The sequence below is a fragment of the Bacillus sp. SD075 genome, assembly GCF_017355165.1.
Taxonomy (GTDB): domain Bacteria; phylum Bacillota; class Bacilli; order Bacillales; family DSM-1321; genus Peribacillus.
Genome location: NZ_JADILK010000061.1, coordinates 1 through 24502, shown reverse-complemented (window position 1 = coordinate 24502; position 24502 = coordinate 1). Strand labels below are relative to the sequence as shown.

Annotated in this window: 22 protein-coding genes, 1 pseudogene and 1 riboswitch; of the genes and pseudogenes, 3 read left to right on the top strand and 20 right to left on the bottom strand. The window is 40.4% G+C overall.

Features of this window, described 5'->3' with window-relative positions:
• Window positions 1-710: 710 nt before the first annotated feature.
• From IOC57_RS23425 to queF, 10 genes and pseudogenes are all read right to left on the bottom strand, one after another.
• Window positions 711-2057: an aspartate kinase gene (locus IOC57_RS23425; RefSeq protein WP_207440949.1), complete on the bottom strand. Its 1347-nt coding sequence runs from the start codon at window positions 2055-2057 to the stop codon at window positions 711-713.
• Window positions 2058-2330: 273 nt separating this feature from the next.
• Window positions 2331-2666, bottom strand: coding sequence for a 4Fe-4S binding protein (locus IOC57_RS23420; protein ID WP_207440948.1), 336 nt, complete (start codon window positions 2664-2666; stop codon window positions 2331-2333).
• Window positions 2663-4264, bottom strand: a complete 1602-nt coding sequence (locus tag IOC57_RS23415; protein ID WP_207440947.1) for an FAD-dependent oxidoreductase — start codon at window positions 4262-4264, stop codon at window positions 2663-2665. The genes IOC57_RS23420 and IOC57_RS23415 overlap by 4 nt, the downstream gene beginning before the upstream one ends.
• 12 nt (window positions 4265-4276) lie before the next feature.
• A pseudogene (locus IOC57_RS23410) lies at window positions 4277-5733 on the bottom strand (4-hydroxyphenylacetate 3-hydroxylase family protein).
• 10 nt (window positions 5734-5743) lie between these two features.
• Window positions 5744-6721, bottom strand: coding sequence for an ABC transporter substrate-binding protein (locus IOC57_RS23405; RefSeq protein WP_207440946.1), 978 nt, complete (start codon window positions 6719-6721; stop codon window positions 5744-5746).
• Window positions 6711-7496: an ABC transporter permease gene (locus IOC57_RS23400; RefSeq protein ID WP_207440945.1), complete on the bottom strand. Its 786-nt coding sequence runs from the start codon at window positions 7494-7496 to the stop codon at window positions 6711-6713. The genes IOC57_RS23405 and IOC57_RS23400 overlap by 11 nt, the downstream gene beginning before the upstream one ends.
• Window positions 7480-8343 (bottom strand): ABC transporter ATP-binding protein, encoded by an 864-nt coding sequence (locus IOC57_RS23395; protein WP_207440944.1) that lies wholly within the window; start codon window positions 8341-8343, stop codon window positions 7480-7482. The genes IOC57_RS23400 and IOC57_RS23395 overlap by 17 nt, the downstream gene beginning before the upstream one ends.
• 17 nt (window positions 8344-8360) lie before the next feature.
• A complete protein-coding gene (locus IOC57_RS23390; RefSeq protein ID WP_207440943.1) occupies window positions 8361-9371 on the bottom strand; it encodes an ABC transporter substrate-binding protein in 1011 nt (336 codons plus the stop codon).
• Window positions 9372-10655: a 4-hydroxyphenylacetate 3-hydroxylase C-terminal domain-containing protein gene (locus IOC57_RS26385; protein ID WP_207440942.1), complete on the bottom strand. Its 1284-nt coding sequence runs from the start codon at window positions 10653-10655 to the stop codon at window positions 9372-9374.
• Between the two features lie 308 nt (window positions 10656-10963).
• Window positions 10964-11464: a preQ(1) synthase gene (queF, locus tag IOC57_RS23380; protein ID WP_207440941.1), complete on the bottom strand. Its 501-nt coding sequence runs from the start codon at window positions 11462-11464 to the stop codon at window positions 10964-10966.
• A 104-nt stretch (window positions 11465-11568) separates the two neighbouring features.
• Window positions 11569-11614, bottom strand: a riboswitch (PreQ1 riboswitch).
• Window positions 11615-11744: 130 nt separating this feature from the next.
• On the opposite strand from queF, the gene IOC57_RS23375 reads away from it, so the two are divergent.
• A complete protein-coding gene (locus tag IOC57_RS23375) occupies window positions 11745-12602 on the top strand; it encodes an EamA family transporter (RefSeq protein WP_286185144.1) in 858 nt (285 codons plus the stop codon).
• Window positions 12603-12848: 246 nt separating this feature from the next.
• Entirely contained in the window at window positions 12849-12983 is a 135-nt protein-coding gene (locus tag IOC57_RS23370; protein WP_207440940.1) for a BA3454 family stress response protein, read from the top strand.
• A gap of 285 nt (window positions 12984-13268) precedes the next feature.
• On the opposite strand, the gene IOC57_RS23365 is transcribed toward IOC57_RS23370, so the two are convergent.
• The 8 genes from IOC57_RS23365 to IOC57_RS23330 all read right to left on the bottom strand — a co-directional run bounded on the left by IOC57_RS23365 (window position 13269) and on the right by IOC57_RS23330 (window position 21599).
• On the bottom strand, window positions 13269-13727 hold the full coding sequence (locus tag IOC57_RS23365) for a YfmQ family protein (RefSeq protein WP_396020879.1): 459 nt from the start codon (window positions 13725-13727) through the stop codon (window positions 13269-13271).
• 287 nt (window positions 13728-14014) lie between these two features.
• Window positions 14015-14299: a cytochrome aa3 quinol oxidase subunit IV gene (qoxD, locus tag IOC57_RS23360; protein ID WP_207440938.1), complete on the bottom strand. Its 285-nt coding sequence runs from the start codon at window positions 14297-14299 to the stop codon at window positions 14015-14017.
• A 1-nt stretch (window position 14300) separates the two neighbouring features.
• On the bottom strand, window positions 14301-14897 hold the full coding sequence (qoxC, locus tag IOC57_RS23355) for a cytochrome aa3 quinol oxidase subunit III (RefSeq protein ID WP_207440937.1): 597 nt from the start codon (window positions 14895-14897) through the stop codon (window positions 14301-14303).
• Window positions 14897-16843 carry a cytochrome aa3 quinol oxidase subunit I gene (qoxB, locus tag IOC57_RS23350; RefSeq protein ID WP_207440936.1) on the bottom strand — a complete coding sequence of 649 codons (1947 nt, stop codon included), beginning with the start codon at window positions 16841-16843 and terminating at the stop codon, window positions 14897-14899. Before qoxB ends, qoxC begins: the two co-directional genes overlap by 1 nt.
• Window positions 16844-16915: 72 nt before the next feature.
• A complete protein-coding gene (gene qoxA / locus IOC57_RS23345; RefSeq protein WP_207440935.1) occupies window positions 16916-17845 on the bottom strand; it encodes a cytochrome aa3 quinol oxidase subunit II in 930 nt (309 codons plus the stop codon).
• 1066 nt (window positions 17846-18911) lie between these two features.
• Window positions 18912-19226: a hypothetical protein gene (locus IOC57_RS23340; protein ID WP_207440934.1), complete on the bottom strand. Its 315-nt coding sequence runs from the start codon at window positions 19224-19226 to the stop codon at window positions 18912-18914.
• Between the two features lie 252 nt (window positions 19227-19478).
• Window positions 19479-20711, bottom strand: coding sequence for a S1C family serine protease (locus IOC57_RS23335; protein WP_207440933.1), 1233 nt, complete (start codon window positions 20709-20711; stop codon window positions 19479-19481).
• Window positions 20712-20903: 192 nt separating this feature from the next.
• On the bottom strand, window positions 20904-21599 hold the full coding sequence (locus IOC57_RS23330) for a hypothetical protein (protein WP_207440932.1): 696 nt from the start codon (window positions 21597-21599) through the stop codon (window positions 20904-20906).
• A 173-nt stretch (window positions 21600-21772) separates the two neighbouring features.
• Here IOC57_RS23330 and IOC57_RS23325 point away from each other — a divergent pair, with 173 nt between their 5' ends.
• A complete protein-coding gene (locus IOC57_RS23325; protein WP_207440931.1) occupies window positions 21773-22129 on the top strand; it encodes a hydrolase in 357 nt (118 codons plus the stop codon).
• Window positions 22130-22295: 166 nt separating this feature from the next.
• Here IOC57_RS23325 and IOC57_RS23320 read toward each other — a convergent pair whose 3' ends face one another.
• The gene (locus IOC57_RS23320) at window positions 22296-22748 is read right to left on the bottom strand and encodes a helix-turn-helix domain-containing protein (RefSeq protein WP_207440930.1); all 453 of its coding nucleotides are present in this window, start codon (window positions 22746-22748) and stop codon (window positions 22296-22298) included.
• A gap of 385 nt (window positions 22749-23133) precedes the next feature.
• The gene (gene hmpA / locus IOC57_RS23315; RefSeq protein ID WP_207440929.1) at window positions 23134-24354 is read right to left on the bottom strand and encodes an NO-inducible flavohemoprotein; all 1221 of its coding nucleotides are present in this window, start codon (window positions 24352-24354) and stop codon (window positions 23134-23136) included.
• Window positions 24355-24502: the final 148 nt, after the last annotated feature.

Below are 24502 nucleotides of genomic sequence, written 5' to 3'. Positions count from 1 at the left end.
ACCGTTTAGGCACTTTTTTATACTGTCCGTAAAATGGGGCACAGTTCATCTTCTATTTGGAGGCTTTCCTTTTATATTTATGAGCAAGCAATGATTAGCGGACAAATGTTGGATTCCCCTTATCATAATCCCTTAAAATTGACTTTATTTTCAATTTGAATTCTGCACTTTTTTAGGTAAAAATTCAAATACCCTTGATGTTTTTCCACACTATCTGCGATAATTTTTGTACCAGCCCCTCATGCGGCCCCATTTCGTGATTTGACCGTATTTTTCAAACAATGCGCATCCAGAATTGGATTAGGCATGGGCAGACAGCTGTTATTGCAAGATATTCGGTACTTACCGCTCCTTTTATAAAATTGGAGCATGATTTATTTGGGCGTTTTCCCTCTGGCATCCTGCCATGATACTGCTTTAAAGAATTGATATATATGATGTGATTGATATTCAGAAAATCTTCCTTTCAGCCAGCTCCTCTGTCTCGATCATCCTCTACTTTGCTGTCTCAAGGATATTATCCTTAAGGAACAGATGGGTACTGAACTAAACATGAGGCTCTGAACCCTAGGCACGTCTTTTATTCACTCGATTTAATTCCATGAAAATCATTCGTTACCCACAATCATGGACTCCACCTTATTACCGGCTTTGAACATTCATAACCAAAAAACCTCCCTTTTCAAGGAGGTCCCTAAACGCTCATACTCTCAAAAGAACTCGTGATATAATGCCTGAATTGCCGTCTCTTCGTTATACCCTTTCACACCGAACATCATGCTTACCTCCGAAGACCCCTGGTTGATCATCTCAATATTCACCTTTGCTTCTGCCAAGGCTTTTGACGCTCTTGCCGTTGTCCCGACATTATGACGCATTCCTTCCCCTACAACCATGATCAAGGCAAGATCATGCTCCACATTCACTTCATCGGCATGAAGCTCTTTCTTAATTCGTGAAATGATTTTCTTCTCGGCTTCACCCTTCATCTGGTCCTGCCTTAGAATAAGCGTCACATCATCAATGCCTGATGGAATATGCTCATATGAAACTCCATAATCTTCAAGGATGTGCAACAGCTTCCGGCCAAAACCAACTTCCCGGTTCATCAAATATTTGCTAATGTAAATGCTGCAAAACCCTTTATCACTTGCAATCCCAATTACCGGCCCGTTCGTATTATCCCGTGTATTCACGATGCGGGTCCCTTGCGCCTCCGGATTGTTCGTATTCTGGATATGAACAGGTATTCCTGCACGGAATGCAGGAATCAGCGCCTCATCATGAAATACCGAGAAACCTGCATAGGAAAGCTCCCGCATTTCACGATAGGTTAATTCCCGGATTCCCTTGGGATTGGAAACCACATTCGGATTCACCGCATAAACAGCATCCACGTCCGTAAAGTTCTCATACAAATCAGCTTTGACCCCATTCGCTAGAATCGAACCCGTAATATCTGAACCGCTTCTTGAGAAGGTTAAAACATCACCGTCTAACGTATATCCGAAGAATCCTGGAAATACTACGATTCCAGGCTCATCACGCAGAGCATGTAACCGATCATAAGACTCTGGAACCACCTTGGTAAATCCACCTTCATCCGTTACGATCAAGCCAGCTTTCTTGGGATTAATATACTGTGCCTCTACCCCACGACTTTGGAAATAACCCGCGACCAGCTTCGCATTATTATCCTCGCCACTGGCCTTCAAGGCATCCAAATAGCGCTTCGGATTGGTTTGGTCTGCATGCAACAGCGCCATTAAATTTTCATGGATCCCAGTGATGACACTCTCGGATATATCCAGTTCTTCAGCAATGCTCGCATAGCGCGATACGACATCTTCTATCAAATGCTCTCCGTTATCACCGCGCAGCTGCTGTTCCGCAGCCTCAATCAATAAATCCGTCACCTTTATATCATCGGAATTGCGTTTCCCTGGAGCCGAAACGACTACAATCTTCCTCTCTGGATCAGAAACAACAATTTCGAATACCTTCCTCAACTGTTCACCTGATGCAAGTGAACTTCCGCCAAACTTTGCAACTTTCATCTCGACATCCCCTATTTTCGTAAATATTCTGTCAAAATTAACTCTCCCTATTATTACGCTTTTTCGCGAAACAATCAAGTGAAAATTCCATTGTAGAGGGACGTTTGTATACTCTAAGAGGACACGTCGATAAAAGTATGACATGAGGAAACAAAAAAACATTTACATATGACTACTTCTTTGACTTTCTTTTTCAATTTAACCACCCATTTTAAAAAAAGCTGTCCAAACAGAAACAACAGTTTCCGCTTTGGCTGCTTTTGAGTATTTACCTCAGGAACGGTGCATCATCGGAATCACCCGAAAGGAGTCATCCTCTGAAGCAGTGCTTTTCCGACCTTTTCCCCATCCAATACCCTGCCTGTAGCTCCCTAAGAGATTCTGTTCTACGAGCTCGGATTCCACGATTGAAACATTCTCTTCGGCATTAGGCGATACGTACATGGCATCCACCGGGCAATAGGCCTCACACATAAAGCAGGTTTGGCAATCACTTTTCCGGGAGATGACCGGTGTTTCATCCTCTACCTGTTCAAAGACATCTGTCGGACATACAGAGACACATATTCCGCACCCTATACATCTATCTTCACTAATAAGTTCGATCATCGGACCACATCCCCTTCCACAAACAAATCCGGTTTGACCCAAATTGTATCCAATCCACCTGTTAAAAGGTGTTGATTCTGCGTCGGATCCTGCTCTTGATAATCAAGGCGTTTATGCATCCCTCGTGTTTCTTTCCTCTCAAGAGCCGAGGCATACATCCAGCGTGCTGTTGCGGTCATTGCAGCAACCTCCCTTGCTTTAACGGCACTATCGTCTCTTAACACACCTTGCCGGATATCCTGCCAAAGTGAGTCCAGCCGTTGCAATGCAGGTCGGATGTTTGATTCAGTTCGAAACAAATTGATTTCAAACGGAGTCACTTCACGCTGGACACTTTTTGTAAGTTCCAGCGACCTTTCGTAACCATTTGATGACCGCCTAGCAATCGGAGTAGTGGAAACACTGTGAACTTCCCGCTTCTTTGCATGTCTACCAAGACTCAAAGCATACTCTCCTGCCGCTTCTCCTGCCCATGTACCTGAAGACATCGCCCATGCCGCATTATGACTGCCTCCCCCCGTAAACCCTCCGCAAATGAATTCCCGTGTAGCCGCGTCCCCCGCTGCATAAAGACCAGGGACCTTAGTTGCACAATTCTCGTTTATTAAGTGCAAACCGCCCGTGCCGCGTACCGTTCCCTCCAAACGCATTGTAACCGGAAACCTTTGTGTGAACGGATTGATTCCCATTCGGTCAAAAGGTAGGAAGAAGTTAGGCTGTGACCTTCGCATTCCCTTCTGTAGCCATTCATCCGCCTTATCAAGCCGGGCATAAACAGGCTGGTTCATCAGTGTCTTTGCAATCACACTTCTGCCTTTCTGTGAACCTGCTCCCTCAACGACCGTTCCATCTTCATAATAAAACGTTGCCCACGAATAGAAGGCTGTTTTGGTGACAGAGGAAAAAGCTGGAGAAATAGCATATGCGTTCGAAAACTCCATTCCTGATAGCTCTGCCCCTGCTTCAGCTCCAAGTAAATATCCGTCTCCCGTTAAAACATTCGTTCCCAATGCCTTACTTAAAAAGGCACAGCCACCCGTCGCAATAATTACAGAACCGGCTTTGATTTTCCACTTCTCTTTCCTTTTCAAAAAAACACCTGACGCACCGCCTACTCCATGGTCATCGACCAAAAGCTCCAGGGCAGGGCTGTGATCCCATATCTTCACCCCTGCCTTTTTTACCTGCTTCCGCATTAAACGCATATATTCCGGCCCTTGAAGACTACGATACTGAGTTTCGCCTTCATCAAAAGGAAAAGGATAATCCCATTTTCCCAACCGATGCATATTTCTATATGTTTGATCCAAAACCGACGTCATCCATTTGCGATCTGCTAAATATCCCCCAAGAGCTTCCCTACTTTTCATGGCGGCCTCTTGTTCATCCGGATTAGGCCTTACATACCAGACAGCTGTTCCGGATGGTGCAGTAGCACCACTTGTGCCACAGTATCCTTTATCGACAAGAATGACATCTGCCCCTTGAGCAGCAGCGTGTATAGCTGCCCATGTCCCAGCAGGTCCCCCACCTATTACAAGTACGTCTACAGATTCTTCTCTTTGAAATCTTTGCTGCTGCAAGATTGATTTGTCCATTAATATCCCCCCCTAACAGGAATGGTTACCTGAAAAAATAAAATCCTTCGATACTAATCGACTTTTAACCCGATCTACCAATTTCTTTTTATCGAATTCCGAATACTGGCTGGCAAATGCGCGGATCGAATCTCCTGCATAAAACCTCTCATATAATTCATGTCTTGCACCTAAAGGGCTACCCACCAAGTCCCACGATAACTTCAGTAATTTGACACGATCCTTTGCGGTTCTTTCCGCGCCCCGATAATACTTTTCAACAAACCCCTTAATAGGACCTTGAAATTCCCAAGACTTGAAGGCGTTTGAAGCATGCCCGCCGCCGACAAAAGTTGCAAGATTTCAATGGCACGCGGATAGAAAATCATTCCCAAGTTCTTCGCTGTCACCATCGGGTCCATTGCCGGGGCCCATACGCCATCATTAGATACTGAATTCTCCTCTGCATCGAGCAGCAACGCGTTGATCGTTTCAACTTGAGTGAATAACTCCGCAAGTTTTGCCTGCACATGCTGAAACCCCGTAATCCCAATCGACTCCGCTAACTCATTGCCAATGGCTGCAACAAATTCAAGCTTGCTTACTAGGCGGACAATCGTTTCATGTAGACTCAGCGCAGTAACGAATGGATCACTTCGCAATTTCCAAAGTGCTGCCGCATCTTCTTTAATAAAAACCCGTTCCCATGGAATGAGCGCATCTTCAAATACAATCACCGCATCCATCTCGTCAAAACGAGAACTAAGTGGATGGTCTTCTTGATTTACGGATGCAAAAGATTCACGACAAATGAGGTGCACACCGGGCGTATTCACGGCGATGGCAAACATCACCGCATAACCTGCTTCCGCCTCTGTCCGGGGCTTGTGAGATGAAATCATGATTTCATCCATATAAGGGGCGCCAGTCGCAATCATTTTCGCACCCCTGATTATGATACCCTCCTCCGTTTCTTGAACGATCCTGGCGGCCATATACCGGTCATCCAACTCGGATGCCGACTTGGACCGATCAATTTGAGGGTCATGACCGGCGGCCGTAATCAATAAATCATGTCCCCTAACATATTCAAAGTACCGCTTGATTTTCACTGAATAATGGGGAGCTTCCATCTGAACAAGGTCTCTTTTGACATACCATGCTGTTAACTGTGACCGATAAAACCCAGCTACTCGGCTCATTACACCGAATGTGGCGCCGCTCCATATTCGGAATGCGCAGCTCCGGCGAAAGATATCCTCCTTCGCCTCAGGAATCAAGTATGCAATATTCGCTCTTTTTCCGGGAGTCACTTCGAAAGTTAAAGCATCACGAGTATCAGGTTGATCCTGTAAATCCAATAACGATGCAACGGATTGAACCGTCCCTGCAAACGCGGGGTGATTTTCCATATCTTGAACACATTCACCGTTTAACCATATTTTACGTCCATCATTCAGCCTTTTTTTATATTCTGCGCCTGAACCCATCGTCTCGCTCCTATTCCTCTAATATTACGACTTCATCCGCAACCCTAAAGTTCTTCTTTATCAATTGGTTTTCAAAAAGGAAATCTACCTTCTCCTGCTGTTCTTGAATCATCCCATTGAAAAAGGAAGAACTTCCGTACGTTTCACGTTCAAATACAGAAAGCCATACAGCATGGGCTATCTTTGTGTTTTGAAATAAATCCTCTGCCGCTAGATGAATATCATTGGTCAAATACTCATCAAATTCAGACACAGCTTCCATTAGAGTAATAAAAACCCTTTTTCTCTCCTTGATATTGTCCTTTGTTGTCAAATACACATCGCTATTCGCCTCAAGTTCATTGTCAAACAAAAGCGGGTATTTCAAATCCTCCAGTTGGCTCACTTCTGGTTCCGATACAATCCACGCATCGACTTCCCCTTTTTCAAACAATTCCCTCGCTTCTTCGGAAGAGACCTCTACCGAATCAATCTCATCTAATGCCTCGACACCTAAACCATTTTTGGTCAACATCTGCAGCAAGAAATAATGTTCATTGGAAAACTTGGCATAAGCCACCTTTTTCCCTATTAAATCCTCAATTCCCTTAATACCGGAATCTACTGAAACAGCAATCGCCCTTGCATTAGGATTTGAGGGCTCTGCCGCTAAATACAGGGGAGCCTTCTTTCCTGAATGCAGAAAAGCCGGAACCGCATCTCCTACCTTTCCAAAATCAAGACTCCCTTGTTCCAAAGCTTGATAAATTTGTATTTCATCTTCAAATTCGGTCCATTCAACGGTAATTCCCTCACGCCTCAATTTTTCTTCGACTAACTCTCTATTCTTCAACGCAATGAACGTATCCCGATTGACGTAACCGATTCTTACCTTTTTCAAATCAAGACTGCTCTCATCATTAAAAAAGTACATTTTGAAAAAGCCCGTTAAAGCAAACAAAACGATTAAACCAATGACTAACCAAATTATCTTCTTTTTACGCTTCATTACTATATAATCCTTTTTTCCATTTAGTAAAATACGATTCAATTAATGCTAAAATATAATTCAGTCCCAATCCTATGAACGCCAATAAAATGATGCCTGCGTACATGTGGGGAATTTGAAACGTTTCCTGGGAATTCAAAATATAGAACCCGAGACCGGATGCTGCCCCGATCATCTCGGCTGCTACTAACGCTGTAATACAATAGGCACCACCAAGACGAATGCCGGTGAATATCCCTGGTGCTGCAGCAGGCAAGACCACTTTTCTGAAAATATAGTTTTGTGAAGCCCCCATCGAACGGGCTGAAGCAATAAGCAGCTGATCAACATGCTTTACACCATTAACTGTATTCAGTAGGATTGGAAAAAAAGCGGCCCAAAAGATAATCGCAGTTTTCGATACTTCCCCGATTCCCAAAAATAAAATGAATACTGGAAACAAGGCAAAAGCAGAGACTTGGCGAAATAATTGCAGCAGTGGATCCACCAGTTCTTCAAACTTTTTGAACCAGCCTAACAACAACCCTAGCAAGGTCCCCGAAGCGATAGCTAAAATCAAGCCCGATAATGAGCGCTGCAGACTGCTTTGAACATGCACCCATAAATCCCCTGTCGTGAACAAATCACGAATGGCCAGGACGACTTGAGAGGGAGGGCTTAAGTAAGTTTGATTCACAAGGCCAAGCCGCGGTAAAAGCTCCCACAATACAATGAAGCTAATGATGGCAATACTTCGATATCCGCTATTATAAAGAAATTTAGACAGCTTTTTCATTGAGCACTTTCTCCTTCTCCTTCTTGACTTCTTGTGCCGCCACTTTGGGATTACTTTGATCCTGGGCTTGCTGAACCTCATCTTTTAGAACAGACCATGCCCTCTGGCGCAGCTTAATGAATTCTTCAGAGTTACGTATATCAAAGGATCGAGGTCTTGCCAACGGAATATCAATAATTTCCTTCACCTTTCCGGGACGTGCTGTCATGACAGCCACTCGATCCGATAAATAAATGGCTTCATCCAAACTATGGGTAATAAACACAATGGTCTTTTTACTCGTCTCCCAAATTTTCATCAGCTCCGTCTGCAGGATTTCACGGGTTTGTGCATCTAGTGCCCCAAACGGTTCATCCATCAATAAAACGTCAGGGTCGTAAGCAAGGGACCTCGCAATCGCAACACGCTGTTTCATCCCGCCTGATAATTCATGCGGATACCGGTTCGCAAACGCCTGAAGTCCAACCATATTGATGTATTCCAAGGCAATTTCCTTCCGCTGCTTCTTTTTTACTCCACGTATATCAAGTCCTGTCTCAACATTCTCGATCACTGTCCGCCATGGAAAAAGTGCATAACCTTGAAATACGACCCCATGCTTTTTATTGATGCCATTGACCGGCTGACCATCCACATTCAAGTCACCGCCCGTTTTCGAGGAAAGCCCCCCTAAAATGCTCAAAAAGGTAGATTTACCACACCCGCTCGGCCCCAGGATGGAAATGAACTCCCCATCCTTGATTTCGAGATTAAATTCATTCAAAACAACTATCGTATCTTTTTTCCCCAGATCATTTTTAACCGGAAATTCCTTCCTTACATTGACCGCGCTTATTTTTGATGTCATTGCTGTTACACCTCCGTTTATTTGCTCGCTGTTTCGCCTTTTGCAAATGGATTAAATTCATTCGTATAAACATCCTTCACATCCACTGCCCCTTTTTTGATTTTTCCCTCATCTTCTAAAATGTCGATATAATATTGAATCGGCTCTTCTGTTACCACAAGATCGTCAATATAGGCGTATCTTTCAACCAAGTCGATATCCATACCTAATCTTTCAGCAACAATTTCCCGAGCGTCATCTGGATTTTCATTCACCCAATTAGCCGCTTTTGCAATGGCCTCTACAAAATCCTCTACAGCTTCCGGATGATTACGAGCAAATTCTCCATTCACAGAGTATGGAGCCATCCCGCCCAATCCTCCGTCTAAATCATAGTCACTCCATAAACGGGTAAGTTTCTCATTGCTTTCCGCGCCTCCTGAGTGCGGTGGGTGTATGATCGCTAAATCCGTTCCACCAGTTTCTAGGGTTTGCTCTGCTTTATCATCCGGTACTACTAACCATTCAATTTTCTCAACATCAACGCCTTGTTGTCTTAGCCACTTTTTCGTCACGAATTCTGCACAAGCCCCGAAACTGTTAAACCCAATCGTTTTGCCTTCCAAATCCTTCGGTTCCATAATCCCCGAATCAGCTTTTACAAAATACTTCATATGGGGCGCCTCTTCCAATGTCTTTCCTCCAGCTGAGACGACTTTAATATCAGCACCGCTCGCTATAGCGGATATTACCAATGGAACCATCCTTGATCCAAAATCGATGTCCCCGGTCCCGACCAATGGAATGATCTGTGGTGCGGCTACTTTCCCAACATATTTCGGTTTAGTACTCGTTCCATCAAAGTAACCTAATTGATCAGCTAAGTAGACTAAATCAAAAGATGGGTTATCCGGATATTTAAACTCAACAACCACATCTTTTGCCACATTTTCATCTTCACTTGCTTTATTTGATGAACATGCCGTTAATACCATTAACATTGTCGCTAATACGATGGAACCTATTTTTCTATAATTTATATTTCTCATTTAAATCTTCTCCCCTTTAGGTATCGCTGTATGCATATTTCCTGTCTCATGATATTCCCAGAAATCCTCTAGTCTTCCTTTTACTGACTCCACAGAGTAGGACTTGTAATACTCCGCGCTTACTAATTCTGGATCTCCTGAGAAATAGGAGTAATAGAGGCGTCTCCTTGATGCGGCAGGCGAATCGAAATATGTCTGTATCAACGTATAAATATCTTTCTCCTTCCCCTGCGTGCCCGACACGTGAACGTGATGTAGAAGCCTTGATCCACCAACACGCTGCAAGATGTCTATAGCCCTGCCAAAAAATGATACACTGGCATGTTTCACCGTCCGAAGAGCCTCGTATTGAGGTACAAGTACCTCAGCAACGCGTTTTGACTTCAATTCAGATTGGTGCAAAAAAGCTTTCATTATATCAATCTGCTGAATCAGTTCTCCTAGCCTTTCCTGGATATGCAGCATCTCACTCTCCCCTGTTTCCTCTGCTAACAGAAACGCTAGCCCTGTCACCCATTCAAGCTGATGAAAAAGAGTGACAATCCCGGTATATTCCGGATAAGTGGTAGCGAGGGGAACAGCAAAAAGTTGTGTTATTTTTTCCGAACTTTGCTGAAGCAGTACTTGATTCCATTTGACCGTTACATGATTAAAATGAGCACTGATTCCTTTGTCTATATCCTCAACTTCTAAGGAAAGACCTTCACTATTTAATGGCAGTATAATCAGAGCCGCTTTTTCTTCGTTTCCGACCATGGTTAGGAGCTCCTTGACAGCCAGGGCATCTGCCGGCAGCTGCTGTGTCCCTTGGAGAACCAGCCCTAGGTCAGTGGTCTCAACTACTTTAACGGAATTCACATCCAAGGAGCCATTTAAAGCTATCTCATAAGGGATAGTCACAAGTGAACATTCCTCATTAAGACGATTTAATAACTCGGATATACAATCAGAAAAACCTGGATATTTACTCTCGATCACTCCTCTGTTAATAAACCAACCTTTCAAATATGAATGGGCCAAATCTGTCCAGCCTTCGGAGAACAGAGGTCCTTCTGGAAACTCATATGATAATAGTTGATACTTTTCTTTTTCTAATTCCGGTATATTGGATGGTAAAGTAAGAGCTGAATAGGTATGATTTTCATTTAAAAAGCTTGCAATCGGATAAAGCAAATCTCTAAACTCGTTCAAATAAGCCCCTTTACCAATTATCTTTCCTCCCCCCCTAATCTTCCTTCCATCTTGTACCCGCTCTAAGTAAATTCCTTCTTTGCTTTTACTCACAAAATCCCCCCCTTAAAACATAAAAAGGCACTTAGTCAGAATGCTCTAAACTAAGTGCCTCTAGTGATCTAGTAGGCCTATTACTGCCTTTCATTCAAGCAGAAAAAGAAAAATCTGTAAAAAAAAGATACCCCGCCTATTTCGCAAAAGTATCTCTGGTAATCCAGTCGATATATTCTCAATCCCTACAATACACATCGGTATATTTATTAATTTCAAATTAACACGACATTTTTAAATTGTCAATTTTTTTCTGAATATTAAATCAATGTAAGAAAAGACAACCATCTAAGCAGTTGCCTCTATTATTAACGATTATCCACAGTTTCCGGATACAAGTCATGATTCATCAAACGGTAATTCGCCATTTCTTCAAACTTCGTTCCTGGTTTTCCATAATTCGTGTATGGATCAATGGAAATACCGCCCCTTGGTGTGAACTTGCCCCAGACTTCAATATATTTCGGATCCATCAATTCGATTAAATCATTCATGATGATGTTCATGCAGTCTTCATGGAAATCACCGTGATTGCGGAAGCTGAATAAATAAAGTTTCAAAGACTTGCTTTCCACCATTTTCACACTGGGAATATAGCTGATGTAAATGGTTGCAAAATCCGGCTGGCCCGTTATCGGACATAAGCTAGTGAATTCCGGGCAATTGAATTTGACGAAATAATCCCGGTTCGGATGCTTGTTATCAAAAGACTCAAGAATTTCAGGTGCATAATCAAATGTATATTTTGTTCCTTGATTCCCGAGCAGTGTGATATCTTTCTTTAATTCTTCTTCTTTTCTTCCAGACATTAAAAGTCCTCCTAATCCCAGGTTACAGGGAGATTCATAAAGTGGGCCTCTATATAACAAAAACCATATCTCCTCAAAGATATGGTTGATTCGCGAAAAATATCAAAGCCATAGTTTTTTTAAGAGGGTGATGCTATGAACCTCTCCCGTTTATCGGGAAATATTTTAAAATTGTCATAGTAAATATAGAAAAAAACATCTAATCTGTCAATCATACTTTTTTAATTTGGTTTGATTCCTGCACACTTTCAGCTTAAAATGTAGAAGAAGTTTATCCTACATGAAGGAAGAGAATAAGTCAATGTGGATTTTTGCAGCGCTCATCACGAGTTTATGTTTCGGAATCAATAACAGCATTTTTAAATGGAGTAGCGGAAAAGGTTACTCAAAGGTACATATCCAATTTTTCTTTTATTTTTCAGCTTTTATTTTGTCTATATTTTATGGAGTACTTGTGGATGGTCTACAGCTGAACTGGCTGTCTATCATGCTTGGTGCAGCCATTGGGGTACTGAACGCTAATGGTAATCTCCAGATGGCAAGCGCCTTTGAAAAAGGGCCGGCAAGCTTGACATCCCCATTAATCGCAGCGAATGCAATATTCCCCATTCTCTGTGCAGCTTTAATTTTTCACGAACATATTACTACCTTGCAGTGGAGTGGAATTGTCTGCATGTTTCTCGCTACCTTAGTCATTCAGTATACACCCAATGCTAAAGGTAACCATCAATATATCCCTTGGATGATGCATACATTATTATCCATCTTATCTTTTGGTGTGCTCGGCATTCTAATGACGACATCAACCCGTCTTCATTTAAACTCCCTCGATATCTTAGTATCAATGTATGGAGGAGGAATGCTGTATCTTCTTTCGGTGCTGGCCTTTAAAAATGAAAAACTCAAGCTACAGGAAGTCAAAATCGGTTCCTTAGTAGGCTTATTAAGCACCATAGGCTATGGATGTTATTTCTTTGCGTTGAACACCGGCATCGCAAGCATCATTTTCCCTGTCGTCAGCCTGAACTGTTTGGTTGTCGTATTTGCTGGATGTTATTTATTTAAGGAAAAACTAAAAACCTATCAAATTGCCGGCGTACTTGCAGCATTAATCGGTATTATCTTAACTAAAATATGAATATAGTCCATTTGCAAAAACGACCTGTCATGTGCACACAAGCCAAGTCGTTTTTGCTTTTAGCCAGGAAATGGGGTTGGCCAAAAAAAAATGTTGACACACCTCTAGAAATATCAGATAATTTTGAATACTATCCCTTTAGATTTTACATCTTTTGAAATGTTTGAAAAATCCTCTGTCCCGGGTATTAAAGAAATAGGTACAATCGCCTCATTTACTTCTGAATTAAGAAAGGAAAGATGCATAATGGTAAAAGTTACAGTAACAGTTGATTTCCAAGGAAAATCCTATCAAACAAATGTCCTTACTAATCCAGGTACTGATCATGAAGTAATTTTACAACAAGCCCTTCATCAAGTTGAAAAACAATGGAAAGCATAAAAAGGCAGGCATCGTAATAGATACCTGCTTTTTCATTACCATTTTAATAATTTCAAAATACTATTCATCTGCACTATTAAAGAACCCTCTTACAGCAATTCCCTCACTTTTAATTGTATTTCCGAAAACATACTAAAATCCAAGACTTCAGTGTGTACGTTAACCTCTCAATCCGAATAATTTAAAATTTTATAATCTAAAAAACACCTAAATGAAATGGGATTACACAATAAAAGACTGATAAAAAAGGACGGTCTTTTTAAGTACCGTCGCCTTAATGTTCCCTTAAGCTAAATTACTTATTAATGGCATGGAACGCTCTTGGAGGCTATCGGAAAACAGACTGTAAGAAATGACTTTCTTCTTGTACTGTTTAACTACATCCACGTGGTCCTTGTAAATGTACACAAATAACCTAACATCCTTTTTGCCTCTTTTAGTATCAATGACCAATGGAGACCCACTATTCTCGGGATGCAAAAACAATCGCTCGTTCCCTGGGAATATATGATTTTTTTTCAAAAATCTAGCGTTATTAAAATGACTAATAACTTGAATTTTTTCTTCGCCTTCCATACGTTGTCCGTCAAAGGTTACGATCGTATTCTCGTCACCAATTTCTGAGTGTATTTTAAATTTGCTGATAATCCAATTAACTGCATCGGTGGGAAGACAGGAAACCAATATTTTTAACAAACTCAAGATAATAGTCAAAATCAAAACCGGCAATGTCAATTTTATCATCTCCGCTACGTCTTATATCGCATATTATATCAAAAGGACTGGCAGTTTTTCTTAGAAAATGTGTCCGTTCTATTAACGTTTTACTATAGTAAAACCTTGCACATAAACGCTGGTGTGCACTCCAAAAGCGGGAAATTTTTCGTTTAATAAATATTATGTTCTGAAATGGTTATACTAAACAAGATGGGGCATCCACATCCTATGATGTGGAAAAAGCGGTATATGTTTTCTACAATTAAACACAAAAAAAATGGGCGTCATCAAGACGCCCATTTTTCCCGAATGGATTATTGATATCCCCAAATCATTGTTAGCAATGTACCGAAAATTGTAACCAATGCAACGAACAATCCGTAATAAACGTTTGTGTAAATGGATGCTTTATCTTCAGACTCTCCTGCGTGCATGAACATAACAAATTGAAGTGCAGCTTGCATGAAAGCTGTAACGAGTAGGATGATCACAGCCATTTTAAGCGAAAGATCAAACACAATAACTGATAATGCGACCAAAGTCAGGACTAGTGAAAATGCAAATCCCATAACTTGGCCCCGTGGGAATAATTCTTTCATATTACATCATTCCTTTCAGGTAGACGAAACTGAAGATGAAAATCCAGACAACGTCCAAGAAATGCCAGTAAAGTGAAAAGATGAAAGCCTTGTTTGTTGTTTCTGGAGTCATACCGCGCTTTTTAATCTGCATGATGATGAAGGTTCCCCAGAATAAACCAAGTGTAACGTGAGCTCCATGTGTACCTAGTAATGTGAACAAACTAGACAAGAAAGCACTTGTTTGAATGGTTGCTCCTTCATGTACATACTCCACGAATTCATAAATTTCGACTCCCAAGAAGCCTAAACCAAGAATAAGGGTGATAATGAAGAAACCAAGCGTTGCTTTCTGCCTGCCAAGTCTCATTGCATTGATTCCAAGACCTATGGTAAAACTACTAGTTAAAAGAAAGATTGTTTGAAACATTAGAGTTGGGACTTTAAAAAGATGTTCCCCTGTTGGACCATTTCCAGTACCATCAACCAATACAAAATAAGTGGCGAACAGTGTAGCGAAAAGAGCTATTTCTGCTCCTAGGAAAATCCAGAACCCAAAAATCTTTAAGCGATTTTCTTCCGTGCTATATTCTAGTGGCAGCGAGTTATCTATTTTCATTACTTAGCACCTCGCAATTTATTTTCAGTTTCTTCGATCTCTTCAACAGAGATATAACGTCCGTGATCTTTTTCGAATGAACGGTGAATCATACAAGCAAAGATACCGATCGTTGCAATGATTGCAATGATCCACATGCTGAATACCAATGCAAAGCCCCAAACGAAAAAGATACAGCTCATGATAAACGGCACGCCACTATTATTTGGCATATGAATCTTTTCTACTTTACCGCCAAATAATTTAAAGCCTTTTTTCTTTGAATCCCAGAAAGCTTCTGTAGAATCAACTGTTGGCACAATTGCAAAGTTATATTCAGGGATTGGTGTATGTGTAGCCCACTCTAGAGAACGTGCATCCCATGGATCATTCGAGATATTTCTTGATGCATAACGAGTACTCCAATAGATATTGTACACAATAAGTGCAAAACCTATTGCTAAACCAATCGCTCCAACGAAAGAGAGCATATTCAATGGACCATACCCTGTTGATTCAGAGTACGTATACATACGACGTGCCTGCCCATCTAAACCAGTGATGAACATCGGGAAGAATGTTACATTAAAGCTGATTGTAATGAACCAGAACGACCATTTCCCAATTTTTTCGCTCAACATGAAGCCGAACATTTTTGGCCACCAATACGTAAAACCAGCAAGTACAGCAAATACAGTACCAGGGATTAATACGTAGTGGAAGTGAGCTACTAAGAACATTGTATTATGGTATTGATAGTCAGCACTTGCCATGGCAAGCATAACCCCTGTTACCCCACCGAGCGTGAAAATCGGAATGAAAGCCAAGGAGTATAACATTGGAACAGTAAAAACGATTTTACCTTTCCAAAGTGTGAATAACCAGTTGAAAATCTTAACACCAGTCGGGACGGCAATTGCCATCGTGGTAACCGAGAAGATACCATTAACCATTGCACCGTGACCCATTGTATAGAAATGGTGAGCCCATACGACGAATGATAGAGTAGAAATAGCTACCATGGAGATAACCATCGAATTATACCCGTACAGATTACGACGTGCAAATGTCGAAATGATTTCACTGTAAATACCGAAAGCTGGAAGAATTACTATATAAACTTCAGGATGTCCCCAAACCCAGAACAAGTTCGCCCAAAGCATATCGCTACCACCATTGGCCATCGTAAAGAATTGAGTTCCGAATAGACGATCCATTGTCATCAACGCAAGCGCCACCGTCAATACAGGGAAAGCGAAAACGATAATGAAGTTTGTGATTAAGATAGACCAAGTGAACATTGGCATTTTCATTAAATTCATGCCAGGTGCTCTCATTTTCAAAATTGTTACGATAAAGTTGATACCAGTCATTAATGTACCGATACCAGCTATTTGAATGGCAATCGCGTAATAGTTCGAGCCTACTGATTCACTGAAATCGTTACTTGCCAGAGGGAAGTAAGATGTCCAACCTGCATCAGGAGAACCACCGACTACGAAAGAGATGTTAAATAGCATTGCCCCCATGAAGAATAACCAGAAGCTTACAGCGTTAAGACGTGGGAATGCTACGTCACGCGCTCCAATTTGTAATGGTGTAACAATGTTCATTAACCCAATGATAAATGGCATAGCCATAAACAGGATCATGACGACCCCGTGTGTTGTAAATATTTCATTATAATGCTGTCCATCCAAAAGACCGTTATCTGGAACAGCCGTTTGAGCACGCATCATAAGAGCATCGGCGCCACCACGGAAGAGCATAAGTAGTGCTGACAAGATGTACATGATACCAATACGTTTATGGTCAACCGTTGTTAACCACTCACGCCATAAGTAACCCCATTTTTTAAAATAGGTAATTCCGGCAACAACCGCAATCATGGTTAAGCCAATAGCAACCATGGATGCATAAATCGCAGGACTTGGATGAGGTACGGCAAATCGATCAAAGTAATCCATACTTTTGTGACTCCTTTCGGAAAATATTCCTTGTCTTGTAAAACTAGTTGTTTTATCGAACGAAATTAATTCTTAATGATCATGATTCATGTTGCTGTGTTCTGAATGTTCCTCATGTGAATCCTTGGAATCATTTCCTTCAGTATCAGATGATCCGTGGTCATGACCAGCATTTTCCCCTTCAGGAGCTGGAGAAAACTCTAAGTGAGTTCCAGTGTAAGTGGATTGTCCCACATGACCAGGTTTTAATAATTCATTGAATTTTTCTTCAGTGATCGGTTCAGCAGTAGCTTTGATTTCATCTACCCACTTATCGTAATCTTTTGGTGACAGTACATTAACGTTGAAGGATTGCTGAGCAAAACCTGAACCACTGAAGTTTGAATTTCGACCCATGTACTCTCCTGGTACATCAGCTGCTAAGTGCAACGTATTGACCATGTCCGACATCGCGTATTTTTGTCCTCCAAGTTGCGGAATCCAGAAACTTGAGATTGGGCCGAATGAGTAAAGTTTAAATTCAATTGGTCGGTCAGTAGGTAAAAACAGATAGTTGACTGTTTCAATATCTTCTTCCGGATAACTAAAATGCCACTTCCAGTTAGAAGATGAAGCATAAATAACTAATGGTTCCTGATCTGCGTATCCTTTAGGTGTTGCCTCAACTTCATTTGTTGTTTTAACAGTAACAACGGATAGGAAAGCGACGATCAAAATTGGGATCGCAACCCAAATTATTTCAAGAACCTTACTTCCTTCAATATGAGGAGGTTCATAATCATCACGCTGTTTGGAAGCACGATACTTCATTATCATGAAGATATACAGTACCATAACGACAAGGACGACAAAGGCCATTGTCCATATCGAAATCATAATAACATCCGCTTGTGTTGCAGCTACTGGCCCTTTAGGGTCCAAGACCATTAATGGGTTATCGCAACCGGTTAGCACAGTGGCAATTGTAAAAAGTATAGTTAATAGAGCCCATTTTATTTTCATAGTACTACCCCTTTCTTACATAATAAAATTCCTATTGGTAATTATTCGGACAAAGTGTTACCATGTTCACAAACCCCGACATACCAATATTAATCCCAAGTGTAAAAAAAGACAATATAAAGTGACATCTGTCACATAAAGTTCAATAAAAAGCAGTAAGAAGATGGTAAATGAGCAGAAATGTTCGAAAATCTTCAGCAAATGAAATATAATAAATGTTTAATAAATCACCTATGAAGAATTCACTTATCCGTACTGGATTGCAATAATACCAGTCACTTCCCGTTTTATATTAGTCTAATATAATGAAATGAAATTTCCACATTATATTCACCGTATATATTGCCTCAAAACTTCTTAAGATTATGAATTATATTACCTATCTTGTTTATTAGATCTCTATCGTTGTAAAATATGATTTACAATGGATTTTCTTCACTCGGCCATGGAAGTTGGCAAATGGTTGCCGCATTGTACAAAATGCTACCTTCATGCTTCACGACCCTTTTGATCCAACACTGATCAATATATATATATATAAGGAAACAACGAGTGTGAAATGTAATTGATTCTTTCTTCTCTCATTACTTATTGCCACTATAGCCTATAGCCAAGTTGTTTATCAATCAATTTCAGGAGGACAGGACAAAAACCATTTTAAAGTACATTTGGTGGCTCAGGTAGCTCCAATTTTTGGAAAACCACTACTCATAACCCCTATTGGAAACGGAATTCCTTTTGTATCTTCAAGTAAAAGTACATAAAAAAACACAAAAAAAGGACTTTTTAAAAGTGTCCTTTTCTCGTGGATATAGTTCAAAATTCAAGCACTTCGTATGTATTTCAAAAGAAAGTTTTATATAATGGGTTGCTGAAATATTTTTTTGGTACATAACGAGTGCAGTATATTGAATTAAAAAGTATCCTAGTCTTTGAAATGAAAGCGCATTCAATTATTCATATCGAATCGATTCAAATTCTTTAGAAAGGCGAACAGCTGGTTATGTTCATCCATGTTAGTTTTAATCTGTGATAGAATACCATTTCATTCGCTATATTCCTGGTTTTAGTTACTGAATTCCGTACTTCTTTTTGTTTGAGTTTTAGCCTTTGATTTAATTTTTATGATTTTAGTCGTTTCCGGTACAATTCTTTCACCTTTATGTGTATTCATTACCATTTCCTCTGTCAGGACAAAAAATATACCAACTAGAAAAATTGCAGCTGCGCTTAGTGTGATGGCAATTCCAACAGCGGTTAATATATAATCCTTATTGTAATCGCTTACAAAGAAACTTAAAGCAAAAATAATAATTCCGATTACACAACCTGTGCCCGATACCCATTTCACTGCATCTAACATCTTCTGATTAGCTTCCATAATTTCATCCCCTTTCTTTCTATTTTATTACATTTCACAAATTTGTCAAATATTTTCTATTTTTTAACATATCTATGATGAAAACCTTGACAAATAGAAGTCGCTATCATTCACTTTTAGGCATTTTAGATCATATGAAGTCTCTGCAAAACAGTGCAAATACACTATCTATTATTTCAATATTAACCTTTTGTATACTATTAAAACTACCAATGAAAGGCCCTTGGCGATAATCAGGGGCCTTTCCACTTTTTATGGTTTTTGCAAGGTTAACGTTACCGTTTTCTCTTCAGTACCCCGATATACTTTAACTTTTACTTTATCGCCGATTTTCTTATCAGTATATAAGTACTTCCTTAATGCAGTCGCAGTATTTATTTTCGTTCCATCAATCTCAATAATGATATCCTGCTGCTTAAGCCCTCCATTCGCCGCAGCCGATCCCGCTTCTATACTTGTCACCATTACACCGGACTTTGCGGCTTCAGGAACATTTTGAATGTAATATTGCGGCAATTCTTCTATACTGGCCAAGCTGACTCCTAAATACGGGCGCGTGATTTTTCCATTTTCAATCAGCTCCGTAACAATCGGAATCACATCATTACTTGGTATGGCAAAACCTAAGCCTTCCACACCGTTTTCAGAAATCTTCAAACTGTTTATGCCGATCACTTCACCAGCGGTGTTGATCAAAGCACCGCCACTATTGCCAGGGTTGATCGCTGCATCTGTTTGAAGGACATCAAGTTCCCACTCCCCGTCCGTGGTATCGACTGAAATGGAGCGTCCGGTCGCACTGACGATCCCTTGTGTAACCGATCGTGAAAAATCAAGTCCAAGTGGATTGCCAATTGCCAATACTTCTTCACCTGGACGCATGCTATCAGAATTTCCAAATTTAATTCCCTCCGGTGCTTTCGAGGCATCAATTGTCAAAACCGCTAAATCCGTCAAAGCATCCGCCCCGACAACTGCTGCCGTTGCCTTTTGTCCATCATACAATGATATTTCGACTTCCTTAGCTCCTTCAATAACATGATTGTTCGTGATGATATAGGCTTTCCCATCAGCTTTTTTATAAATGACCCCTGAGCCAGTGCCGCTTTCAACCGTTTCGCTCTCGTTTTGCCGCTGGTACGGGTTCTGGTTTTGCATCTCCTGTAAATTCACCACCCCTACAATCGATTTGGATGCTGACTCGACCATCTCTGCCCTATCATTTGAATCCGTACTTGTCGATAGCTTTTCCGCCGTGACACTTTCATTCTTTTCAACCCTTTCCGTTTGCTGTACACCTGCCGTTTTAGTTGACTCATTCACCGGACTTTTCCCTTGATCTATAAAGTCCCCGCCAAACAGAAATACAGACGATGTAACCATAGAAGCAACCGTTCCGGAAACAAGGCTGGTTATCCAAAGAGATTTACCCTTTTTCCGTTCTGCCTTGACTCTGACTTGCTCCTCACCATTATAATTCTCCATCTTTATCCCTCCTATGATTGTCCTTTACTTGGCTCAATCATAAACAGGAAATATTAAAAAATTCTTAAGAAAATAAAGAATAAGGCGACCTTTTTACAAAAATCATATACTTTTATCGAATCCTGTATTTGGCCATCAAAAAAAATAAAAAGGCCTCAACAGGGGGCCTTCAATTCGACCATTCAGTTATCCTTACATGACTTCATATACCTCCTTAGTCTTCTTATTCACGCCATACCACCCCCAAGTAGTGGTGTGACCATTTTGCTGACTGCCTTCTTCCACCTCGAAAACATGAAAAATATAATCTCCCTTTTCGGCATCATGATCATATTCGATATGCAAATGAGGAAAGTTTTCCATATCCACGTAATCCATCACCAGCTTCTCCGCCTGAGATTTACTTAATGTACTAACCTGATCCCCGCTTCCTTCTTCACCTTTGTTTCCCATTTCAACCTTGTCTTCTTCTTTGTATCCATCCTTAGCTGTTTTCTCTGCCGGTTCCACTTCGTCATTTTCCTCTACTGCTTCTATCGTGGATGAGTCTGATACCGGGTGCATTTCCACCGCCTTTGAAACCATTAGTTTACCTTCCCGGTATTTTGCTTGATATACAGTTGCTTCTTCAAAATCTCTTTTGGCCGAATCAAAATCCTGTTCGTCGTATTTCTTCATTCCACTTGCCAGAAAACCTGAAAGATCCATTAACTCCTTTGCTTCCGGTGTTTTTGCTTCTTTATAAGCTAATTCAAATGCCTCTTGGGCTTCTAAATAATTTTCCTCATTCAACTGACTTTTCCCTAGATCCATATTGGAATCATAATTCCTTGTTACGCAGCCTGAAGCAATCAACACCAAAAAAACAACCATGATTGACCTCTTCACTATATCACTCCTCAATTTTCCATAATATTCTGTAAGTCCATCTTAAACCATTTGATAGGAAATCCGATACTTCTATTTCCTATCATTTTCATTAAGGAAATGGTTACTTTCATGATTAACTTTTACAAATAGTGGTACAGAATAGATAAACGCTTGAAAGGATGATAAGCAGAATGATGCAGGAAAAACAGACCTATCAAGTCGATTTGGTCAGCGGCGACGTACTTGGACAAAAACTCGAAGAGAATCCGAGCTTCACTGTATACGCAACCGATGAGGAACTTGCAGAATTGAAAAAATGCTTGGAGGAACACCGGACAGATGACCTGGAGTCATATGCCCGTTCACATGTGCCCTACCTTCTCTATCATCATGATCGGGCAAATGATAAATACGATGCAGCCATGAAAAGGCTTTATGCCCTCATTTATAAATTTGGGGATGAAACGGCACGAAACCATATTGAAGAAATCGGAATATTGAAAGATAACAAATTCGAGGGACAAGAAGAACTGCAAAAGTTCAAATAAGAAATAAGAACAGAACCTGAAATTCAAAGGTTCTGTTCTTAATTAAATCAAACCAAAAAAATCCAGTTGATTAGAACCGGTGTTCTAGACTCCTGCGGGAAAAGCGTGTCCAAGGGAGCCCTCGCAGGCGGAAAGCGAGTGCCTGCGTTTTATCAGCAGATTTTTTTCAATCTACATATTTCTCTTTCAAATAATCTGAACCAATACCACCAATAACCATCAAAGCTAATGGTAAAAAATTCGATACAACTGGCATACTTTTTAAAATGGTAATATCTGTGCCACCAAATTGGTTGAGACCAAAAATAATAAATTTAAACACTAACAAAAATACGCCTAGTAATAACACGATATCAAAAACCATTTTCCCTTTTGGAAATGCTAACTGCTTACTTTCCCGTATTATTTTTTCTTTCAATTCCTCGTCACTCCTTAATAATTCATCTACCGTAATTTGAAATAAATCACTTAAATTAATGAGTACTTCAATACTTGGATAATTTTTTCCCGTTTCCCATTTGGACACAGATTGGCGACTCACATGAATCTTCTCTGCAAGGTCATTTTGTGACCAATTTCTCTTTTCCCGTTCATTTTTTAATCGCTCGCTAAAAATCATACTGAGTTCATCGCCTTTCCGTACTCCTAGTATTGTGAGATGAATTATGCAAAGTAAAGATAGTAATAAGCGCATTACTATGCAACTTATGAGTGACAACGAAGAAAAACTTGATATATCAAGGGAATCAGTTTAATTTTTTGGGACTGCTGTAGAAAGTTAATATTCCCTTAAAAATTGCGGCCAGTTAACACGAAAGTGGTGGCGACTTAGGAAATAACAAAAAGTGCAGCTACCCATGGACTGAAGACAAATTCGAAGAAGCGGTTTTCCTACAGTATTTTCCTTTTAAAAAACGTAAAAGGGATAAGCCCGATAGATTTCCGGGTTGATCCCCTCAAGGCTGCCTAAGTGATTAATGTGTCGGGTTCACTGCAAAGAAAACTTATTCTCCTCCTAAAATAGCAAGTGGACTAAATACTTCATAATGAATATGGTCTTTCGATACATTCCATTTATTTAGGGCCTCATTGATTGCTTCCATAAAAGGAATAGGTCCGCAAAAATAAAAATTAGCTTCTTTTGATGGAACGATAGATTGCAGGAAGTCTAAACCCACGTAGCCTTCTTTATCAAAATGTCCAGAGGTTCGATCGGCTTCTGTTGGTGCACCATAAACGACAAATGATTTTATATGTTGATGTTCATTCACTATTTGTTGCAGATGATCTTTAAAAGCATGTGTTTGACCATTGCTTGTTGCATGGATGAACGTAACCTGACGTTGTGGTTGCTTTTCTATAATGGTATTTAACATGCTAAGCAAGGGTGTAATGCCAATACCGCCACTAATTAGAACAATGGGTAAATCGGTTTTATCCAGTTCGAAGTCACCTGCTGGAGCAGAAAATTGCAGCGTATCCCCAACTTGCAGCTGTCTATGTAAATAGTTAGATACAATTCCAAATGGTGCATCTCCATGGGCATCTTCACGTTTAACACTAATTCGGTAGTAATCCTTACCAGGTGAATCCGAAAGACTGTAATGACGTATATGCGTATATTTCTCGCCAGGAATTTCAGCCTTAAGTGTTAGATATTGCCCAGCATGATAGGAAGCAATGGATTTTCCGTCTGTAGGCTTTAGATAAAAGGAGGAAACCACATCACTTTCTTTTATCTTTTTATCGATATTGAAGCTTCGATATCCTTCCCATCCCCCAGGCTGATGTTCAGTTTCCTCATAAAGGTTTTTTTCAATATCAATAAAGGCATCTGCAATATAGCCATAGGCCTTTCCCCATGCCTTTATGATTTCATCTGTGGCTGAATCACCCAACACATCTTTAACTGCTTGAAGCAACGTTTCACCTACAACTGGATACTGTTCAGGCTTGATCCCTATGGCACGATGTTTTTCAGTAACTCTTTTAATTACAGGTTTTATCGCTTCAAGGTTCGTAATATGTTCACCTGCAGAATAGACAGCATACCCCAAGGCCTCTTGTTGAATTCCTCTTTTTTGGTTCGTTTGGTTAAAAAGGTTATACAAATCAGGAGCTTTTGAAAATAGTAATTCATAAAATCTCTTTCCAATTGGTTTACTATATTCCTTGAGAACAGGTGCTGTTGACTGAACGATTTCTATAGTCTTAGCATCAAGCATGATAAAATTTCCTCCTTAAATTCCAGGGATATATACTGTAAATAGCATTCCCACTAACTATTGGAGTAAACATGACATTTTGGCCCTGTTCACTTATCACTAACTAACCCCTTAAGATAATTCAAAGACACCGTACCTATTAGTACGG